At 46.4% G+C, this 15,764-nt stretch carries 21 protein-coding genes; 11 read left to right on the top strand and 10 right to left on the bottom strand.

What is annotated here, in order from left to right:
• Positions 1-56: 56 nt before the first annotated feature.
• From QUB68_RS28305 to QUB68_RS28270, 8 genes are all read right to left on the bottom strand, one after another.
• A complete protein-coding gene (locus QUB68_RS28305) occupies positions 57-2,819 on the bottom strand; it encodes a hypothetical protein (RefSeq protein WP_332998236.1) in 2,763 nt (920 codons plus the stop codon).
• The gene (locus tag QUB68_RS28300; protein ID WP_332998235.1) at positions 2,819-3,427 is read right to left on the bottom strand and encodes a hypothetical protein; all 609 of its coding nucleotides are present in this window, start codon (positions 3,425-3,427) and stop codon (positions 2,819-2,821) included. The genes QUB68_RS28305 and QUB68_RS28300 overlap by 1 nt, the downstream gene beginning before the upstream one ends.
• A 16-nt stretch (positions 3,428-3,443) precedes the next feature.
• The gene (locus QUB68_RS28295; protein WP_332998234.1) at positions 3,444-3,608 is read right to left on the bottom strand and encodes a hypothetical protein; all 165 of its coding nucleotides are present in this window, start codon (positions 3,606-3,608) and stop codon (positions 3,444-3,446) included.
• A gap of 179 nt (positions 3,609-3,787) precedes the next feature.
• Positions 3,788-4,141 carry a hypothetical protein gene (locus QUB68_RS28290; protein WP_332998233.1) on the bottom strand — a complete coding sequence of 118 codons (354 nt, stop codon included), beginning with the start codon at positions 4,139-4,141 and terminating at the stop codon, positions 3,788-3,790.
• Between the two features lie 92 nt (positions 4,142-4,233).
• Positions 4,234-4,800, bottom strand: coding sequence for a hypothetical protein (locus QUB68_RS28285; protein ID WP_332998232.1), 567 nt, complete (start codon positions 4,798-4,800; stop codon positions 4,234-4,236).
• Entirely contained in the window at positions 4,800-5,642 is an 843-nt protein-coding gene (locus QUB68_RS28280; RefSeq protein ID WP_332998231.1) for a hypothetical protein, read from the bottom strand. Before QUB68_RS28280 ends, QUB68_RS28285 begins: the two co-directional genes overlap by 1 nt.
• Positions 5,643-5,653: 11 nt before the next feature.
• Entirely contained in the window at positions 5,654-6,004 is a 351-nt protein-coding gene (locus QUB68_RS28275; protein WP_332998230.1) for a hypothetical protein, read from the bottom strand.
• A gap of 10 nt (positions 6,005-6,014) precedes the next feature.
• Positions 6,015-6,356, bottom strand: coding sequence for a hypothetical protein (locus QUB68_RS28270; protein ID WP_332998229.1), 342 nt, complete (start codon positions 6,354-6,356; stop codon positions 6,015-6,017).
• Positions 6,357-6,648: 292 nt separating this feature from the next.
• Here QUB68_RS28270 and QUB68_RS28265 point away from each other — a divergent pair, with 292 nt between their 5' ends.
• A complete protein-coding gene (locus QUB68_RS28265) occupies positions 6,649-6,897 on the top strand; it encodes a hypothetical protein (protein ID WP_332998228.1) in 249 nt (82 codons plus the stop codon).
• 14 nt (positions 6,898-6,911) lie between these two features.
• On the opposite strand, the gene QUB68_RS28260 is transcribed toward QUB68_RS28265, so the two are convergent.
• Together QUB68_RS28260 and QUB68_RS28255 are read right to left on the bottom strand one after the other, a co-directional pair.
• Positions 6,912-7,247: a hypothetical protein gene (locus tag QUB68_RS28260; RefSeq protein ID WP_332998227.1), complete on the bottom strand. Its 336-nt coding sequence runs from the start codon at positions 7,245-7,247 to the stop codon at positions 6,912-6,914.
• Positions 7,248-7,607: 360 nt separating this feature from the next.
• Positions 7,608-7,808, bottom strand: a complete 201-nt coding sequence (locus tag QUB68_RS28255) for a hypothetical protein (RefSeq protein ID WP_332998226.1) — start codon at positions 7,806-7,808, stop codon at positions 7,608-7,610.
• Positions 7,809-7,995: 187 nt separating this feature from the next.
• On the opposite strand from QUB68_RS28255, the gene QUB68_RS28250 reads away from it, so the two are divergent.
• The 10 genes from QUB68_RS28250 to QUB68_RS28205 all read left to right on the top strand — a co-directional run.
• Positions 7,996-8,331: a hypothetical protein gene (locus tag QUB68_RS28250; RefSeq protein WP_332998225.1), complete on the top strand. Its 336-nt coding sequence runs from the start codon at positions 7,996-7,998 to the stop codon at positions 8,329-8,331.
• 19 nt (positions 8,332-8,350) lie between these two features.
• The gene (locus QUB68_RS28245; RefSeq protein WP_332998224.1) at positions 8,351-9,166 is read left to right on the top strand and encodes a hypothetical protein; all 816 of its coding nucleotides are present in this window, start codon (positions 8,351-8,353) and stop codon (positions 9,164-9,166) included.
• A 625-nt stretch (positions 9,167-9,791) separates the two neighbouring features.
• On the top strand, positions 9,792-10,208 hold the full coding sequence (locus QUB68_RS28240; RefSeq protein ID WP_332998223.1) for a hypothetical protein: 417 nt from the start codon (positions 9,792-9,794) through the stop codon (positions 10,206-10,208).
• Complete coding sequence (locus QUB68_RS28235) at positions 10,208-10,552, top strand: hypothetical protein (protein ID WP_332998222.1); 345 nt, start codon at positions 10,208-10,210, stop codon at positions 10,550-10,552. Before QUB68_RS28240 ends, QUB68_RS28235 begins: the two co-directional genes overlap by 1 nt.
• Complete coding sequence (locus tag QUB68_RS28230; RefSeq protein ID WP_332998221.1) at positions 10,521-10,880, top strand: hypothetical protein; 360 nt, start codon at positions 10,521-10,523, stop codon at positions 10,878-10,880. The genes QUB68_RS28235 and QUB68_RS28230 overlap by 32 nt, the downstream gene beginning before the upstream one ends.
• Before the next feature lie 61 nt (positions 10,881-10,941).
• Positions 10,942-11,166 carry a hypothetical protein gene (locus QUB68_RS28225; protein ID WP_332998220.1) on the top strand — a complete coding sequence of 75 codons (225 nt, stop codon included), beginning with the start codon at positions 10,942-10,944 and terminating at the stop codon, positions 11,164-11,166.
• Between the two features lie 184 nt (positions 11,167-11,350).
• Positions 11,351-11,785, top strand: coding sequence for a hypothetical protein (locus tag QUB68_RS28220; protein WP_332998219.1), 435 nt, complete (start codon positions 11,351-11,353; stop codon positions 11,783-11,785).
• Positions 11,786-12,315: 530 nt separating this feature from the next.
• Positions 12,316-12,654, top strand: a complete 339-nt coding sequence (locus tag QUB68_RS28215) for a DUF433 domain-containing protein (RefSeq protein ID WP_332998218.1) — start codon at positions 12,316-12,318, stop codon at positions 12,652-12,654.
• A gap of 76 nt (positions 12,655-12,730) precedes the next feature.
• On the top strand, positions 12,731-13,336 hold the full coding sequence (locus tag QUB68_RS28210; RefSeq protein WP_332998217.1) for a Uma2 family endonuclease: 606 nt from the start codon (positions 12,731-12,733) through the stop codon (positions 13,334-13,336).
• 369 nt (positions 13,337-13,705) lie between these two features.
• A partial coding sequence (locus QUB68_RS28205) for a tetratricopeptide repeat protein (RefSeq protein WP_332998216.1) occupies positions 13,706-15,764 on the top strand: 2,059 nt, incomplete at its 3' end.

The following is a 15,764-nucleotide window of genomic DNA, read 5'->3' as shown; positions in this document are numbered from 1 at the left end:
AAACCTTCTATTAGTAGGCTAAAGGCGCTGCGGAAATCATGTTCCGCAGCGCTCTTTTATGAGCACCCCCCGATCGGCGGCACGAAGCACTTAACCATCACAGCCAACCCCTCAGAGTCCAGTTGCGCGATCGCAGCCCGGACACATCGCACCGGTCGCACCGCCGGATTAAGTTTCACCCCACCGCCTTTCGTAATCCGCATTTTTCCTTCTGACACCGACAGCGGCGCAATCAAATCAAGGATTCTTTCAGCCTCGTCCTCATCCACACATCGCATTCCAGATTTAATTTTTGAGTTGCCCCAGAGTAAGCGGCCGTAAATATTTCCTTTGGTGAAGGTCAAGTTATCGAAGTCGCGGCACCAATCCAAATCCTCTCGCGGATTTGGAATTTGCGTGTGCCACAAACTACCTTTTTGGGTTGGGTATTCTTCCCCCCACGTCAACACAAGTTGTCTTGGTACATCGAACTCTGCGAATTCATCTCCCGGTTGTACCGGTACACAAGTAACTGTTTTGCAAGCTTCAGCATAAGTCAGCTTAGTCAATTCCGTCAGCGCTTTCACTTGAGTTGACAAGCCGATGACTCCCTCGCCGCTGTAAAGCAAAATCTGAGTACCGCCCTCGCAATCCAAGAAATTAATATCCCCGGAAATCTTCGCATTGTCTTCACACACTTCGCCGAGGATTTTCGTGCTAATTGCAGTTAGCTTCTCTATCTGACTGTTCAATCCGAGGAGTCCAGCCCCAGAATAGCTGCTATCAAATACGTTGCTACCACAGGCGTAAGTCCCCCCTCCAAAAATATCGGGGAAAGTGAATGCAGGTACATCAATGTCGCAAACCTCATCCAAGATTTTTTTATTGAAATCCAGCACCCTGTCAATCTGACTTTGCAGTCCCAGCAGACCGATGCCAGAGTAATTGTAAGTGCCGAAGGTTTCGTCGCATACGTAAGTTCCCCCGCCTTGGATTAGTGGGAATTCGATTTCGATATCACAAACTTGATTTAATATTTTCTTGTTAAAGTCCAGCACTCTGTCAATCTGACTTTGGATGCCTAGCAATCCGATACCAGAATAATTGTAAGTGCCGAAAATTTCATCGCATACGTAAGTTCCTCCACCGAAAATATCAGGGAAAGTAAATGCGGGTACTTCGATGTCGCAGACTTTTTTGATGAGCATTTTATTCATGCCCAGGATTACATCTAATTGCTTGTTTAACCCTGTTAGTCCATTGCCGGCGTAATCATAATTAACTGTTGAACCGTCGCACTCTATCACTCCGGCATTCTTGAATTCAGGGAATCTGTCGTCATCCTCTTTTTTCTTTTTCTTGAGCTTTTCCTTGATTTCCTTGCAACACTTGTCGAGGTCTTCTTTTGTCTTTTCCGCTGTCTTAAGAAGTTTTTCGAGTTCTGTGTTTACAGCCGTTAAGTCTGCCGTAGCTGTGATTGTTTGTGGAATAGTGATTTTTTGGGGGAGGACTACTAACACTTGCTGACTTTGTGGGATTTGAGCTGCTGCCGCTAACCCTATTGGAAGTTGAGCTGCTGCCGCTAACCCTATTGGGAGTTGAGCTGCTGCCGCCAACCCTATTGGGAGTTGAGCTGCTGCTGCTAATCCTATTGGGAGTTGAGCTGCTGCTGCTAATCCTATTGGGAGTTGAGCTGACACCGCTATTCCTTGAGGAACCGTGGTGATTGTCTTGAGTGACATTCCGCTAATTGCCTTGCCCAATCCGTCCAATGCGGTTCCGATGAGCGCGATGGTAACGACAATTGGTGCGATCGTTTCTGCTACTGCTTCGCTTGTTGTCCGTGGATTGCTTGCTGCAATCTCTGTATTTCTCGCCGTGAGGTTTGCGAGAGGTGTTATCAACTCCACAATCCCCTCCATTATCGGCTTGATAATTTCAGGCTCGAAAGTTTCTGGGATAGCAGCAATCATTCCAGCGAGCGGTGTTATTAATTTGGAGATTTCCTGCAATAACGGATTGAAATCTGGTTGCGCTTCTTGGATTTGTAACTTTAACCCTTCAACATCTAAATCTAATTTTTTCAGGAAATCCACGATTGGAGTTAACAGGTTAACGCCACCCTCTGAAACCTGATCTAATGATTTCGGTCTAGCTAGTCCCGATGTATCTGCTGGATTTATTGGCGCGATATTGATGCGGCCTGCTGCTTTTCCCCCTGGATTTAGTGCGCCCCTGGGGCTGGGTTTTTCTGGTGATTGAATTGGCGGCACGACAGGCGATCGCGGATTTTCTGAAGGAGATACTTGATCTATCTCCGGCATTATCGGCGCGAATGGATCGGCTCTTCCGATGCCACTGCCAAAATCTATCTCTGGCGAGGATGAAGGTTGAAGAATGGGAGCAGGCTTAGGCTTGCTCGCTGCGGTGGCTGGATTGAAGTTTGGATTGTCCCTAGGGTCGCTTATCCCTGATGTAGTTGTGGGGTTTTGGAGGGCACTGCCCGCGACTATCTTTGCGCTCACGGCTCCCAGTGCCTGAAGCCCTTGCCTGCCTAAGTTCCCCAGAGATTGTCCCGCGCCGTAAGCGATTCTTGCTGCCCCGGGCGCGGCCGGTTTCAGTCCCGCTGGCGCACTCGCGACAACTTGTGCGACTTTGGCCCCGACGGAGCCGGTGGCGGCCGCTTTTGCTACGGGGACGATCGGCGCCGCGGTTGCTGCTACCACACCGATGCCGCCTGCTGTTTTTGTCGCCGTGGCGACACCGACTGCCGCCCCAGCAGCGACTTTTGCTTTGATGACGATCGGTATTAAAGGGATTACGAGAGCGGGTGCTGGCATTAACTCTGTCCTCCCAATCCGTTCCACAAATCAGTCCGTACTTGCCTGATTTCTTTTATTACAGGATCTAGATCGAGGTCTATGTCGATCGCCCCAAGTTGCTTATTTATATTCTTGAGGGCTTCTATAAACCGCTGGTCTATGTGATCTTTAATAATTTCCGATTGACGGGCTTTTTCCGCCATACTCCGCTCGATCATCGTCGCGATCACATCGCAGGGACAGCACATTTCTTTTTTCCTTTTTGGTGGTGGAGAGGACGCGCCACTAAGGAATGGAGCGGATTGAGCGGGAGGTGTTGCACTGAAACATCTAGATCTCGTTCCAGGATCTACAGTAAAATAATCGAAGTTTGGCCCATTACAAATCGAGTGTTCAGTACAATATTCGTGCCATTCTGCCAGTGTCGAAAAAATGGTAGCCGTATCATCTATTTCGTTTTCAAAACCAGACTCCCAAGAGATTACACTGCCAACGACAACTTTTGTGTTGCGACCGTTGACGAAAACATAATCTACAATATTTCTCCGGCGGTAAGCAATAGGCTCGGTATCCCATTCACCTTCCCAGTTGTAATGAAGTGTCACGGAAATGTTGTCGCAGCTCATGTTTATATTTGATCATTTATTTGGTCATGGCTGCATCAATCTGTGATGCGGTTACTCGTCCCGGAGGTAATGTCGCAGTTATAGGGGGTGGCAATTGAGAAGCAAGTCTGGGTGTTCTCGTCTCGCTACCTCCCCATCCCTGTTGCTGGTATTCCTGAAAGACTCGAAAAGAATTATTCATTTTTTCAATCCTTTTAAATACCTTCCTCCTGTCTTGGTCGATGATACTAGCTTCCGCCCCATAACCAATCCCTCTATAAGAATTATTAGGAGTGATGACATTTTGAAATGAAAGTATATTCTTCGTCGATCGCGAATGCCTGATAGCTTCGACAGGTGACAGTACGTTCCTTCTCATTTTCAATTCTTATTGCTAGTGCAAACTCTCACCTGTGCCGTCCCGCCAACGCAAATGGCTGTTACATTCCCTCTGATTTCGCTCCCGTCTTCAATCAGTAAGTATCGGTTAAATAGCGGATGTGCGGCATTGGAGGCTGTCGCCGCTAACCCATATCTAATCCAAACCTCAACATTCGGAACCGAAACCGATTGCACATAAACTTTGAAGGCACGCCGATTTGTGTTTGCACTAGCAAGAGTTGTTGAACCAGTTCCAACAGTGATTGTCTGGCAAGATTCCTCCCCGAGAATCTCTGTTACACTACTGCCAACCGGGCCGTTAAGATTGTTCGAGCAATCTGAAATCCTACTCATATCGCCTTCTTCTTAGAGGTTTGAGCGTGTAATCAAACGCACGAATTTCTGCCCTTTGCAGTGATTCCATCGGCGCATACATCCTTCGCAGTTTAGGTGATGTAATTGTAGACAACGTTGTTGTGGTCTTGGAGGAATGATGATTTCTCCACAACAAATCCCGTGATTGAAAGCCAATCATTCTGTTGCCCCGCTCCTGTGTTGTTCGCCAATAATCCGTGTCCTCTGTTAACCATTTTCGCTACAATCCTCCATCCGAACTTAATGCCGTAAAATTCCAAATCTGTAAAGTATTCATTCATTCCAGTTAGGAAGATTGGTTTGACATTGAATAGGTCGATCATCCCAACTTCAAAATTCTCGTTCTGCGGATTTCTCAATGATATCAGCAATCCCTTTTTTGGATTACTGCGGAACAATTGCGCCTTTTGTTCGCGCCTTGCCGTTGTGTCCGCGGGGTCGTCAATTGGTACCCATGTCTCGTCTATCGAATCCAAATAGGAAGCGCACCTAATCACCGCCATATAGCCTTGATAATTGACGGATGCCTCCAGCACCGACGCTGTGCTCGGCGTATACAAAATAGCTTCTTGGCTTGGTGTGGCTGCGGTCATTTTCGCGCCAATCTGCGCGATTTTGTCCGGCATATCAATAGCCATTAATTCCTCCTAAATGTAGCGGAGGAAGAACCTGTGAAGGCCCCCGTTCCCTGCGTGGCAGACCCTTGAGAAAATCTAGCCGCGGGACGCTCCGGGGCGACGGAGGTTTGCACTGAGGTCATTCCCTTTGGTGCCTGAGCGGGCTGCGCTCCTGTTAATTTTTTCGTCGTTTCTGTTATTTTCTGTGTGGCTTGTTGTGCAGCTTGTTTTGCTATTTGCGTTCCCGATTTCAATGCTCCTTGTGCAATCCCCGGTGCTTGATTTATAGCATTCCGTCCTTCTTTTCCTGCTTGTTCTTGAAGATTTTTCAGCGTTTTGTTGTCCTTGCCGTATAGTGATTCGGCTGCTTGTCCGCTCCACTTGTTGGCAGCCTTGCTCAAATCTTGCATGAAAGTCTGTGCAGTTTCCGCTGCTGCTTCCTCTCCCGGTCGAAGCAAAGTTTCTTGTGCTTTTCTCATTCCTTCGCTCATTTCCGCCTTCGCGAGCCCCATTGTTTCTGTCCAAGATTGCCCTGGTTGCCACTGCTCCCAGGTACTTGGATCTTGAATTGTGGGGATGTATCCCGGAGGGTATGGCTCCCCTGTTTTTGGATTCATAATAATAGGCTGCCCGCTTTCTACAACTGCGTAGATCGTCGTGTGCGCCATCCCTCCCCCTAAAGGGTAAATATTTCCACCGGCCCCCATGCCACCACCGTATCCACCGGCCCCCATGCCACCACCGTATCCACCGGGCGAGATTCCCTGGTTAAATTGCTCGAAGTTTCCATTGCCCAATTGGGCTGCTTGTTGTGGATTATATACTGGGGTAGATCGAGGTGAATTCGTGAACGCTCCTGCCATTTTTTACTCTCCTATACTAAGTTTGGATTTGGCATTGATTGACCCTTCCGAACCAGGACGCGAACTTGAAAAATGTATTGCTCGAATGGACGAGCAACCCCGTCGGAGACGACCTCAACTAGCGAAACTTCGGGGCCGAAAATTGCTAGTTGACTGTCCTGACTAGTATCCTGGTTCTCCCATACTCGCAAAAAGAGTGCGGTAAAAATTGATTCCGAGGTGTTAGTCGCGATCGGAGCTAGAGGTGTGAAAGCTACGGGGTTTCTCGTGCTTATTAAATCCGCTTTGACAAAAGTTACACCTGTCGCAGTCTGTGTCGCACCATTTCCGAAAAAAGCAGTCAGCGGTTTATCTATTGCCATACTTAAATTGTTAAATTAGGTTGGGATTTGGGAGTATAGATATTGTGTCGTCTTGGTAGATTTCCACCTGAGATACGTACTTGCGTTGCCATTTGTTGAACCTGAATTCGAGGCTTTGCTCGAAAGATTGGACTACAAATTGTGAGTCAGAGGATTGATCTTGATTCCGGAGCCATCTGAGTATCAACGCTAGTGCTGTTTGTTCGCTGCGATTTGCTGCTGCTGGTGTGAATTCGTAGCTTTGAGGAAGTCCGGCTGGTGCTATCAAATCATTTTTTAGGATGATGATTTGAGTGGCGGTTTGAGTGACGCCGGTGCCGAAGAAATTGGTGAATAAGGGTTCGCTTGGCATTTTCTTAAGGTTGATGCCATACTAATAACTTGACTGGGAGTATTGCATTAGGGAAGTCTGCGGTCTTAATGCCAATCTCAAGAAAGTTAGTAGACGTGTTCACGGAAAAGCAATAATTATGCATCCCATTTTGCAGACCGCCTGGAAGCACTATCCGTCCGTTAACTGTTATTGTTCCGGAGATAGCTAGAATCTTGGCGACATTAATACCCGCAAAAGACGTAGCTGGGATCACGCCCGGAGAGATTGCCCCTGCAAGGGAAAGTTGAAAAATAGTGAGCCGAATCCCCCCATGAAAATTAGTTTCGTGGTTTGCGATCGCACTTGTCACCTCTGTATCTCTCGCGATCGCAGCCGGGATATCCGCGTCAACGAGAGTTGTAGCGCTTTGCCTGTATCTCCCGTCACCCTCAGTTTGGGTGAGGTAAATGGGGTGTGGGTCGGCAACGGCGACGTGTGCTGCGATCGCACTCGCCACCTCTGCATCTCTCGCGATACTTGCTGGAATTTGCGGCTCCGTAATTCCATTCAGGTTAGTTAAAGTTCCCATTTTTACTAGCCAATAATGGATTCGGAAATCATCACACTCGCCGTCCCCGCTGTTGTCATCAGGCTGATTGCTCCCGTGTACCTATAATTACTCGGCTCCGAATTCCAGTGGAATCCTGACGGAATCATCACCTCATAAGCCGCTGCTGTCACCGTAGCCCCTTCTCGCAAGAGTAGTGTTCCTGGCCCTACATTGAAAAGGGAAAAATTCGCTCTATTTGTATTCGCAGGTAAAGCTACTGCCGCCGTTGTTGTAACAGCTACAGCCGTAGGAGTTCTCGCTTGCCGAGTTTGTGGTGGTTGCTGTGCTTGTACTGGATTCAGGTTATAAATAGCTGCCATTAGTCCTCCGGTTGTTTATCTGAAATCAGTAGCTTTTTCTTGAACGTCACAGCACACAAAATTTTCTTTCTCAGTAATCTCAATACTTGAGATTTGCTCAAAAAATACTTGGTGCAGTAATCTTTCAGTGGGATGCACTCTGGCGGCTCGCTCGGCGTTCCCGCCGAGCTGTATCGTGTCGCTGGGTAATGTGTGCGGTTGTTTTTCCTGTCTCGCCTTCTCACTTACATTGTTCTCACCTTCTTTTGTGAACTGGATTCGATTCGCAATCTTTTATTTCATCATGTTAACTGACATGAGAAAAACAAGCCTATCGAGAATAGACTTGTTACAATTTTTTATAAAGAAAACAATATTTCTTTATTTCTTTATTTCTTTATTTCTTTCTTTATTTTTGGCTTCGATTTTGTCTTCTCTCTCACACCGTGCCAGATAATCAATCATCCCATACTCGATGAGTTCCCAGAGCTTTTTTTTCTGCTGCACGCTTCGCATTTTCAATCTCTCGTGAATGTCCGCTTTCATCCATGTCGTCACTTGAACCTTGCTAGCGTTGGACATATTGTTTTCTTTATTTCTTTATTTCTTTATTTATCTTACCAATTCTTCTTCTCTCTAGCAATGCCCGTCCGTCGAGCATCGTCCCTTTGCTTTTACCTTTAAACCCGACGAGCAAATTTCGCTCCAGAAAACGGACGTAAACGCCGCTTTTCGTTAGGCTTTAGGAGTCAATCAAATCACCCCACTTATGCAAATTTCACCGAACGAGATTTTCGCCGGCTACACCTTCGACACTGCTACAAATGAAATTCGCATCCCTATTGCCTCTCTTCCCGGTCTCTCTGCGGCTGAAGCGAATGCCGCTACAGGTAACGGGATGGAGGTGATTCGGCAAATTGTCGATCGCACTCATGTCGCGCTGACAGCCCTAGCACCGACGGCACGACCGACTAAAGCCGCTGTTACGAAACCTAATCCGTCGATCGCTTCTGGCGTAAATATTGCTCCCGGCATCTTACGGCAATCGTATTCTCTTTCCTTCGATTTGCAACCGACAGGGCTGGAATTGGCTTCCGAAGTCTAGTAACTATTAAATAACTACCATGCCTACTGATTTCGTTAGTTTCCGAGGGGCCAATTATGTTGCGGATCGCAACGCCCCAACTGTCCTTACTCCATACAAAGGTAGATTCAACCGACCTCCTGGCATGACTGATGCGACAGTAATCGAAATCCTCGCTGCTATAGGAGCAACTCAATTGACTCCTGGGGAAAAGGTTGCCTGCGAAACTGGGAAGGTATTTGAGCCTCGCCGCCTCAAATTTACATTCTCGACTGGAGCTAGTATTTCTGTACCGATTCCCACACGTGCCGGATTAATAGCTTTGGGTGCGAGCATTCGAGGAATTTTGCAAACAGGACTGAGTGGGACGATTGCTTGCGTCGGCCTGATCGGAGAGGAGTGGAAAAGACTGGATCAGGAGTTGCGCCCCGCAACGGTTGTCCCCGCCCCTGGTATTGATGTGCGCCCCACTACAGGGTTGAAAAATCCTATTTTCAGCGCTTTTATTCAGTACGAGAGCGATTCTGGTCGAACTTTCGCCGAAGGGGTGCGAATGAATACGAACCAAGCTACTAATCTTCCTTTCTCGCCTTATGCCGTGGTGATCGGTACATCGCTTGGAACTCTTTTGCCCGCAGGATGTGGGGGTGCTACTAATACAGACGCTCGAAGGTATGTCATTGACATATTGACAACTAACCTCCAAAATCCGACTCGAAAAATGATTGTCCCCGTAGCGGATGACGATGCTGACGATATTCGTGGCATTGGGGTTGGACTGGCTACAAACCCGCAAACTTTGTGTTTGCGATATTACGGAGAATCGGACAACCGATTTAGCAGATTCTTGCCTTAGTCAATGTTGGTTATTCCGCAGTATTTTACCGATATTGGGTTGGTCGTTCCCTATTTAACGATGGAAGTCGCTTATGTTGGTAATGACCTCCGATCACTCCAGCAAATAAGAATTTTGGAGGCTATCCCATCCGGGATAATCCCAAGCTCTTTAGCTGGTTTGTTACAACAATTTAGGCAATCATGCCTCGCTGAGGTTTCTCCGAGATATGCAGTGCTGACCTTGGGGGATGGGCGAAAACTCAAAATCTCTTACCCATTCAAACCCGGCACTTCAGATTGGCGGGTATTCTGGAATGATTTACTAGCCAATCCCCAAATAATTTTTGCCAAGGGTTTTGGGGAATCTGTATCTAATTCTTTTTTGAGGCGTTTGTGATGCGGTACATCTTTTTGAAATCAGAGGTTGTCGATAGTCGGTTAAATGTATTAGGGCTTAAAGAGTTAAGCTATCGGGCATCGGGTATGACTCCTGTGTGGATAAACTTTTGTGAAGCCAAAACGGATTGCATACATCCAGAAAAATGTGATCTCTTATCTTTCGATTCGGAGGAAGATGCGAAGGACTTGCTCGAAAAAACGGGGATGGAGGATGACTCGACAATAGTTTTTCTTGGTGTTGACGTGTGAGTAGCGTTGACAAGATTAAGACCCTCAAAACAGTTCGAGGTAAGGACATAAAACTCCGTTACACTCAAGACAACCTAGAGGATGCGCTAATCAATCAACGGCAATATTTTGACGAAGATGGCAATCAACTAACTCCTATCACTCCGTTATTACTGGCGCGCCAAGTACCAACGAACAACCCCACGATTGATAGACTTGGCAAGTCTGAGCCTCGGTATATTTCCGCTTGTTTTGGGTCGCCAACCAATCTTTCAGGACAAAGCGAATATAAAGTCCTTATTCCTTATGCTCCGGGCGACGCGAACCAAACGGAGCAAATCAAGGAAATTCGGGATTATGTTTCCGCAAGCTCTTTTCTTGTCCCTCAATCACCCTTGGCGCTGACTTACCAAGGAGAAAATTACATTCCGTAATGCCGATACTTACGACGATTATTGACGAGACGATCGCTACGGCAACCCCAACTTACACCGATTGGTTTCCTGCAAGCACGCTGCTCTTAGTATTTCAAAGTGATGATACTGGCGAATACACAAGTACGGGGGAATTCATAGAGGTTGCTGTAGCACTGTTTTCTCGCATCCAGTCTGCTCCCTTGATGGAGCGATTGTGCGCGATTTTTCAGGATTCTATCAATACAATTGATTTAATCCCTGTTCCAGGGGCTCTCTACAGAAATGATTTGTTCCCAATGCGATTGCTGATAAATCCGAGTTCTTCATTTCATGCGCGAATTTATGCTGTCTCAGAAAGTTAGTAAAACCGCGACTGGGCAATTTGAGGTGACTTATGAACACCTCCCCGATTTCAAGCTGGCATTAAATTTTAATTCCATAATTCAACGCTTTAACCTTCAAGGCAACTTCTGCTTATTACACTGGCAGGCTAAACCTTTTGGTCTCCGGCGATGGGGTGTTTATGATGGCGGAAAAGATTCCTATGTGGCTTGTGAATGGAATCAAGTTGAGGCACTGAAGAATCCAAGATGCCTACAGCTTGATGAGACTATTATTACCACTGTGCCGACGGCTGTTTTATATTTTGAGGCAAGTGTTTTGCCTGCGACACACACGAAAATAGGTTGAGCGGATGGAAAGGAAACTAGAATTGCTGACCGTTATCCTAGCCTCATTTAGTGTTGTTTCAATGAGTCTATCAATCGTGCAATCTAACAAGGAGGTCGTAAAGCGGCTCGCTCTAAATCAGAAAAGAATCGATACTGTCAAGAATCTCCTGAAAATTACGCAGGCTAATATGAACGACGTAGAAAAGTTTTTAGTAATGAAGCTGGGGTATGAAATTCGTGGCAGCGTCAAAGACCTGGATGAACAATTGCATCGCGATTATGAAAACGAGGATACGGGGTTCTAAATGGATAAACTTTCTTATCGAATTGTTGTTGGTAGTATCAGCCTTAGTGCTGTTATTTTTTCTGCCGGAGCCGTCTTCTTGGCTGTTCATTCTGCTTCGATTCCTGAGCAGCTCGTTGCGCTAGGAGTTTCGTCGTTTTCTGTCCTCAGCGGCCTTTTAGCCCCATCACCAAGAAATTGAAAAAATGCACTCATTAACTTTTGAAATGCGCCGGGGTACTAGCGAATCGCTGTTGGAAGGATTGCTCCATTTGAGCTATCCAGATGAAAGTACAATCAGTTATCGCAGCACTTCTGGCTGCGCTGGCTGGCAGCGACCCGGTGACGAGTGGGCAAGGGGCAAGGGCCCTATCCCTGCTGGTCGTTACGAAATCCCTGCGAAACCTTATTGGCTCGACACGCGGGGCATAGAAGGCTACTTTTTTCATATCACCCCCGATCCGGTTGTTTCCGGCGATCTCATTCGCTCTGAACTGGGAATCCATTTTGACGCTAATGTCCCCGGCACGGCCGGCTGCATTGGGCTCATGAATTTGGAGGGATGGCAGGGATTTTGTCGCCGGCTCTTGGAGATTGCGGCCCTGGGCGTTGACAAAGTTCCGCTCACGGTTCGGTATTAACCTGTATTCTTAAGTTGGAAGCGCCCAAAATTGCTTGGGCGCTTTTTCGTGGTCTGACCCCGAAAATAATACGGGTTTAATACCGTGTCAAATGAAGAGTCTCAAAATGCTTGTATTGCAAGGATTCTGCGTGACAAGGCAGAGGTCTGCAAAACCTCCACCCCCAGTTCAAATCTGGGTGCCGCCTTTTTTAATTAAAGTGCGATCTGAAACACAGTAGGGAAACGGCACTGCCGTGTCCTGTATTTTAGGATGAAACACAGTAGGGAAACGGCACTGCCGTGTCCTCTGAAATAATGTAGGGAAACGGCACTGCCGTGTCCTGTGACTGATTCTGCAAGAGTGACGGTATTGTGTACAGTAAATCTAAGCTGTTACAATTGTGGGCGATCGCCAGATTGAAAGTTTGACAATTATCCGACTAAGCTAAAGAAACCCGGTTTCTCGGTGGGTGATATAATCTAACTATGACTGTGGCAAATAAAAATAATTTAGCTTAACAAGTTAATCAAAAAATGGAGTAATCAACCATGCTGATAGAAGAATACTTTGATTTTTTTGCATCTGATGACATCCGAGTAAAAGGGACAAGAGTCGGAATAGAAAGCATCCTTTATGAATATATTTATCGGCAACGTTCACCCGAAGAAATCTTAAAACACTTTTCCACTCTGACCCTCGATCAAATTTACGCGACAATCCTTTATTATTTAACCAATAAAGAGAGTGTAGATAAATATATTGCCGACTGGCTAGAATGGTCGCACCAACAAAGAAAAGCCCAAGAATTAAATCCCCATCCAGCTTCGATTAGACTACAAAAAATCAAGATGGAAAGACAGAAAAATGGCACTAAAGTATCTCATTGATGAAAATGTCGATCCGATTTATCCTACTCAAATTATTCTCATGTTAAAATAATCTTAGAACATTGGAGGTTTTCCCATGATTCAAACGATATCCAAGTTAATGACTTTTGATGAGTTTCTGGAATGGAAGCCAGAAAACGGACGCTATGAACTACATAACGGAGTTATTGTTGAGATGCAGACGACAGGAAAACATGAAGAAGTTGTTGAATTTTTGCAGACAGAACTAATCCTAGAAACTCGGCGGCTGCAACTTCCCTATCGATTCCCCAAGAATGCCCTCGTTAAATCTCCAGAACAAGAAAAAGGTTATTTGCCTGATGTTTTAGCAGTTAATCGTGATGCTTTAGCGCTAGAGCCTTTATGGGCAAAATCCTCAACAATTACTTTAGGCTCATCCATTCCTCTGGCGATTGAAGTTGTCAGCACAAATTGGCGCGATGATTATGCACATAAGATGAGTGACTATGAAGCTTTCGGCATTCCTGAATACTGGATTGTCGATTATTTGGGTTTGGGAGGTAGCCGTTATATTGGTTCTCCAAAACAGCCTACTTTGTCGATTTGTCAATTGGTAGATGGTGAGTATCAGGTTAAGTTATTTCGGGGAGATGAAAGAATTGAGTCAGCGGTATTTCCAGAGTTGACTTTGACAGCGCAGCAAATTTTTAATGGCGGGTAAATATATGGCTAATCTGGAAAGCGTTAAGCCAATCAAAAGATGAGAATATAGCGTTTTTTAGTCTAGTGAAGTACAGATATGGGTAGGGAAACGGCACTGCCGTGTCCTGCATTTCCTCTGAAACACAAATGATGGGGTAGGGAAACGGCACTACCGCGTCCTGCATTTTCTCGGATTCCTTATCTCATCAAAATCGACCAACCAGAAACCTCAGACAAACCTCAAATACCACAACTCAAGTAACTTGTCAATAAAATTTGAGCAATTAGGCCGCTAGATTGGAAAATTAAATAATTCTTGCAGTTGAGCTGAGACTGCTTGTATTTGTGGTACAAATGAGCAAATAAAGAATGTTGAAGGTCACGCCTCATGGATGAAAACCGCCTCCGAGCTTACCTGAATCTGATTCAATTGCTGCTGAGTTGTCCGGCTGGGGAAGAGGGGGAACTGTTGCAGGAGCACTCTGAGTTTGTTGACTCTGGCTTGATTGAAGTGATGCAGCAAGAGGCGAGTCGGATGGCGGCGGATGGCGAACAAAATGCGGGTTTTTTGCAGCAATTGGCGGGGCAAATTAGTCAAGCTTTGGCGGAAGGGACGCAGGGAGGGAATGTAGACCGCGATTCTGCTTATCTGCAATTGATTAATGCGTTGATGAATTGTCCTAACGGTGAGGAACCGCAGATTTTAGATGCTAACTCGGAATTGCTGGATCTGGGGTTTGTGCTAAGTTGCGAGGCAGTAGCGGCAAGTTTGACAGAGCAAGGAGAGGAGAATTGGGCTAATTTTTTGCGAAATCTTGCCAGTCAGGTAGGGAAATTATTGGGCTTAACATCCTCTGAGGGTAATGATGTTGAGGATAAGTCGCCAGATGATTATGTAGCATTTTTGCAATTGCTGTTGCATACAGAGAACGATAATTTTGGTGAAGATTCGCAAGCCATTGATGCAGTCTTGCAAGCAAATCTAGATAAGCTAAATCTTAATTTTATTCCAGTTATCCAAAAAACTATGGCAGGATTACTGGGTACAATGGATGACCCAAAACAAGCTGGATACACTGTGGCTTTAATTGGAAACATTGCCATTAAGATTGAGCAACTTGCTAGAGGCAGTAGGGCTGACAATCTAGAAATTGCTATTGTTGCCTACGAAATCGTAATTTCCGTTCATACGCCGGAAACTAACCCACAAGTGTGGGCGCGGATGCAAAATAATCTGGCAATTTCCTACTATGACAGAATCAGGGGAGACAGAGCAGACAATCTCGAACGAGCGATCGTATTTTGCACCGCCGTGCTCGAAGTCCGCACCCGCGAAGCCTTTCCCGAAGATTGGGCGCAGACGCAATATAATCTGGCAAATGCCTACTTATACAGAATCAGGGGAGAGAGGACTGATAATCTTGAGACGGCGATCGCCTTTTACACCGCAGCGCTCCAAGTACACACCCGTGAAGCTTTTCCCCAATTTTGGGCGCAGACGCAAAATAATCTGGGAGAAGCTTACCGTAACAGAATCAAGGGAGACCGGGCCGAAAATATAGAAAGAGCGATCGCCTTTTACACTGCCGCACTGGAAGTCCTCACCCGCGAAGCTTTTCCCCAATTTTGGGGAATTACGCAAAATAATCTGGCGGCTGCCTACTTATGTAGAATCAGGGGAGAGCGGGCTGACAATATAGAAAGAGCGATCTCATATTCCTTTGCGGCACTGGAAGTCCTCACCCGCGAAGCTTTTCCCCAATTTTGGGCAATGACGCAAAATAATCTGGCCATTGCCTACTCCAACAGAATCAAGGGAGAGGGGGCTGACAATATAGAAAGAGCGATCACCTTTTTCACCGCCGCACTCCAAGTTTTTACCCGCGAAGCCTTTCCCAAAGATTGGGCAACAACGCAAAATAATTTGGCTACTGCCTACTTATACAGAATCAGAGGAGAGCGGGCAGACAATCTCGAACAAGCTATCGCATCTTACACCGCCGCACTGGAAGTCTCCACCCGCGCAGCCTTTCCCCAAGATTGGGCAATGACGCAACATAATTTGGGAAATGCCTACGGTGACAGAATCAAGGGAGAGAGGGCAGACAATATTGAAAGCAAGATCGCCTTTTGCACGGCTGCACTCGAAGTCCGCACCCGCGAGGCCTTTCCCGAAGATTGGGCAATGACGCAAAATAATCTGGCGGCTGCCTACTTATATAGAATCAGGGGAGAGCGGGCTGACAATCTCGAACAAGCGATCTCATATTCCTCTGCGGCACTGGAAGTCCTTACCCGCGATGCCTTTCCCGAACAATGGGCAAAGACGCAAAATAATTTAGCCATTGCCTATTCCAACAGAATCAGGGAAGAGCGGGCTGACAATCTCGAACAAGCGATCTCATATTCCTCTGCGGCACTGGAAGTCCTTACCCGCGATGCCTTTC

Origin of the sequence: Microcoleus sp. A006_D1, from assembly GCF_036702805.1 — a bacterium.
Taxonomy (GTDB): domain Bacteria; phylum Cyanobacteriota; class Cyanobacteriia; order Cyanobacteriales; family Microcoleaceae; genus Microcoleus.
This window is presented reverse-complemented; position numbering and strand designations above follow the sequence as displayed.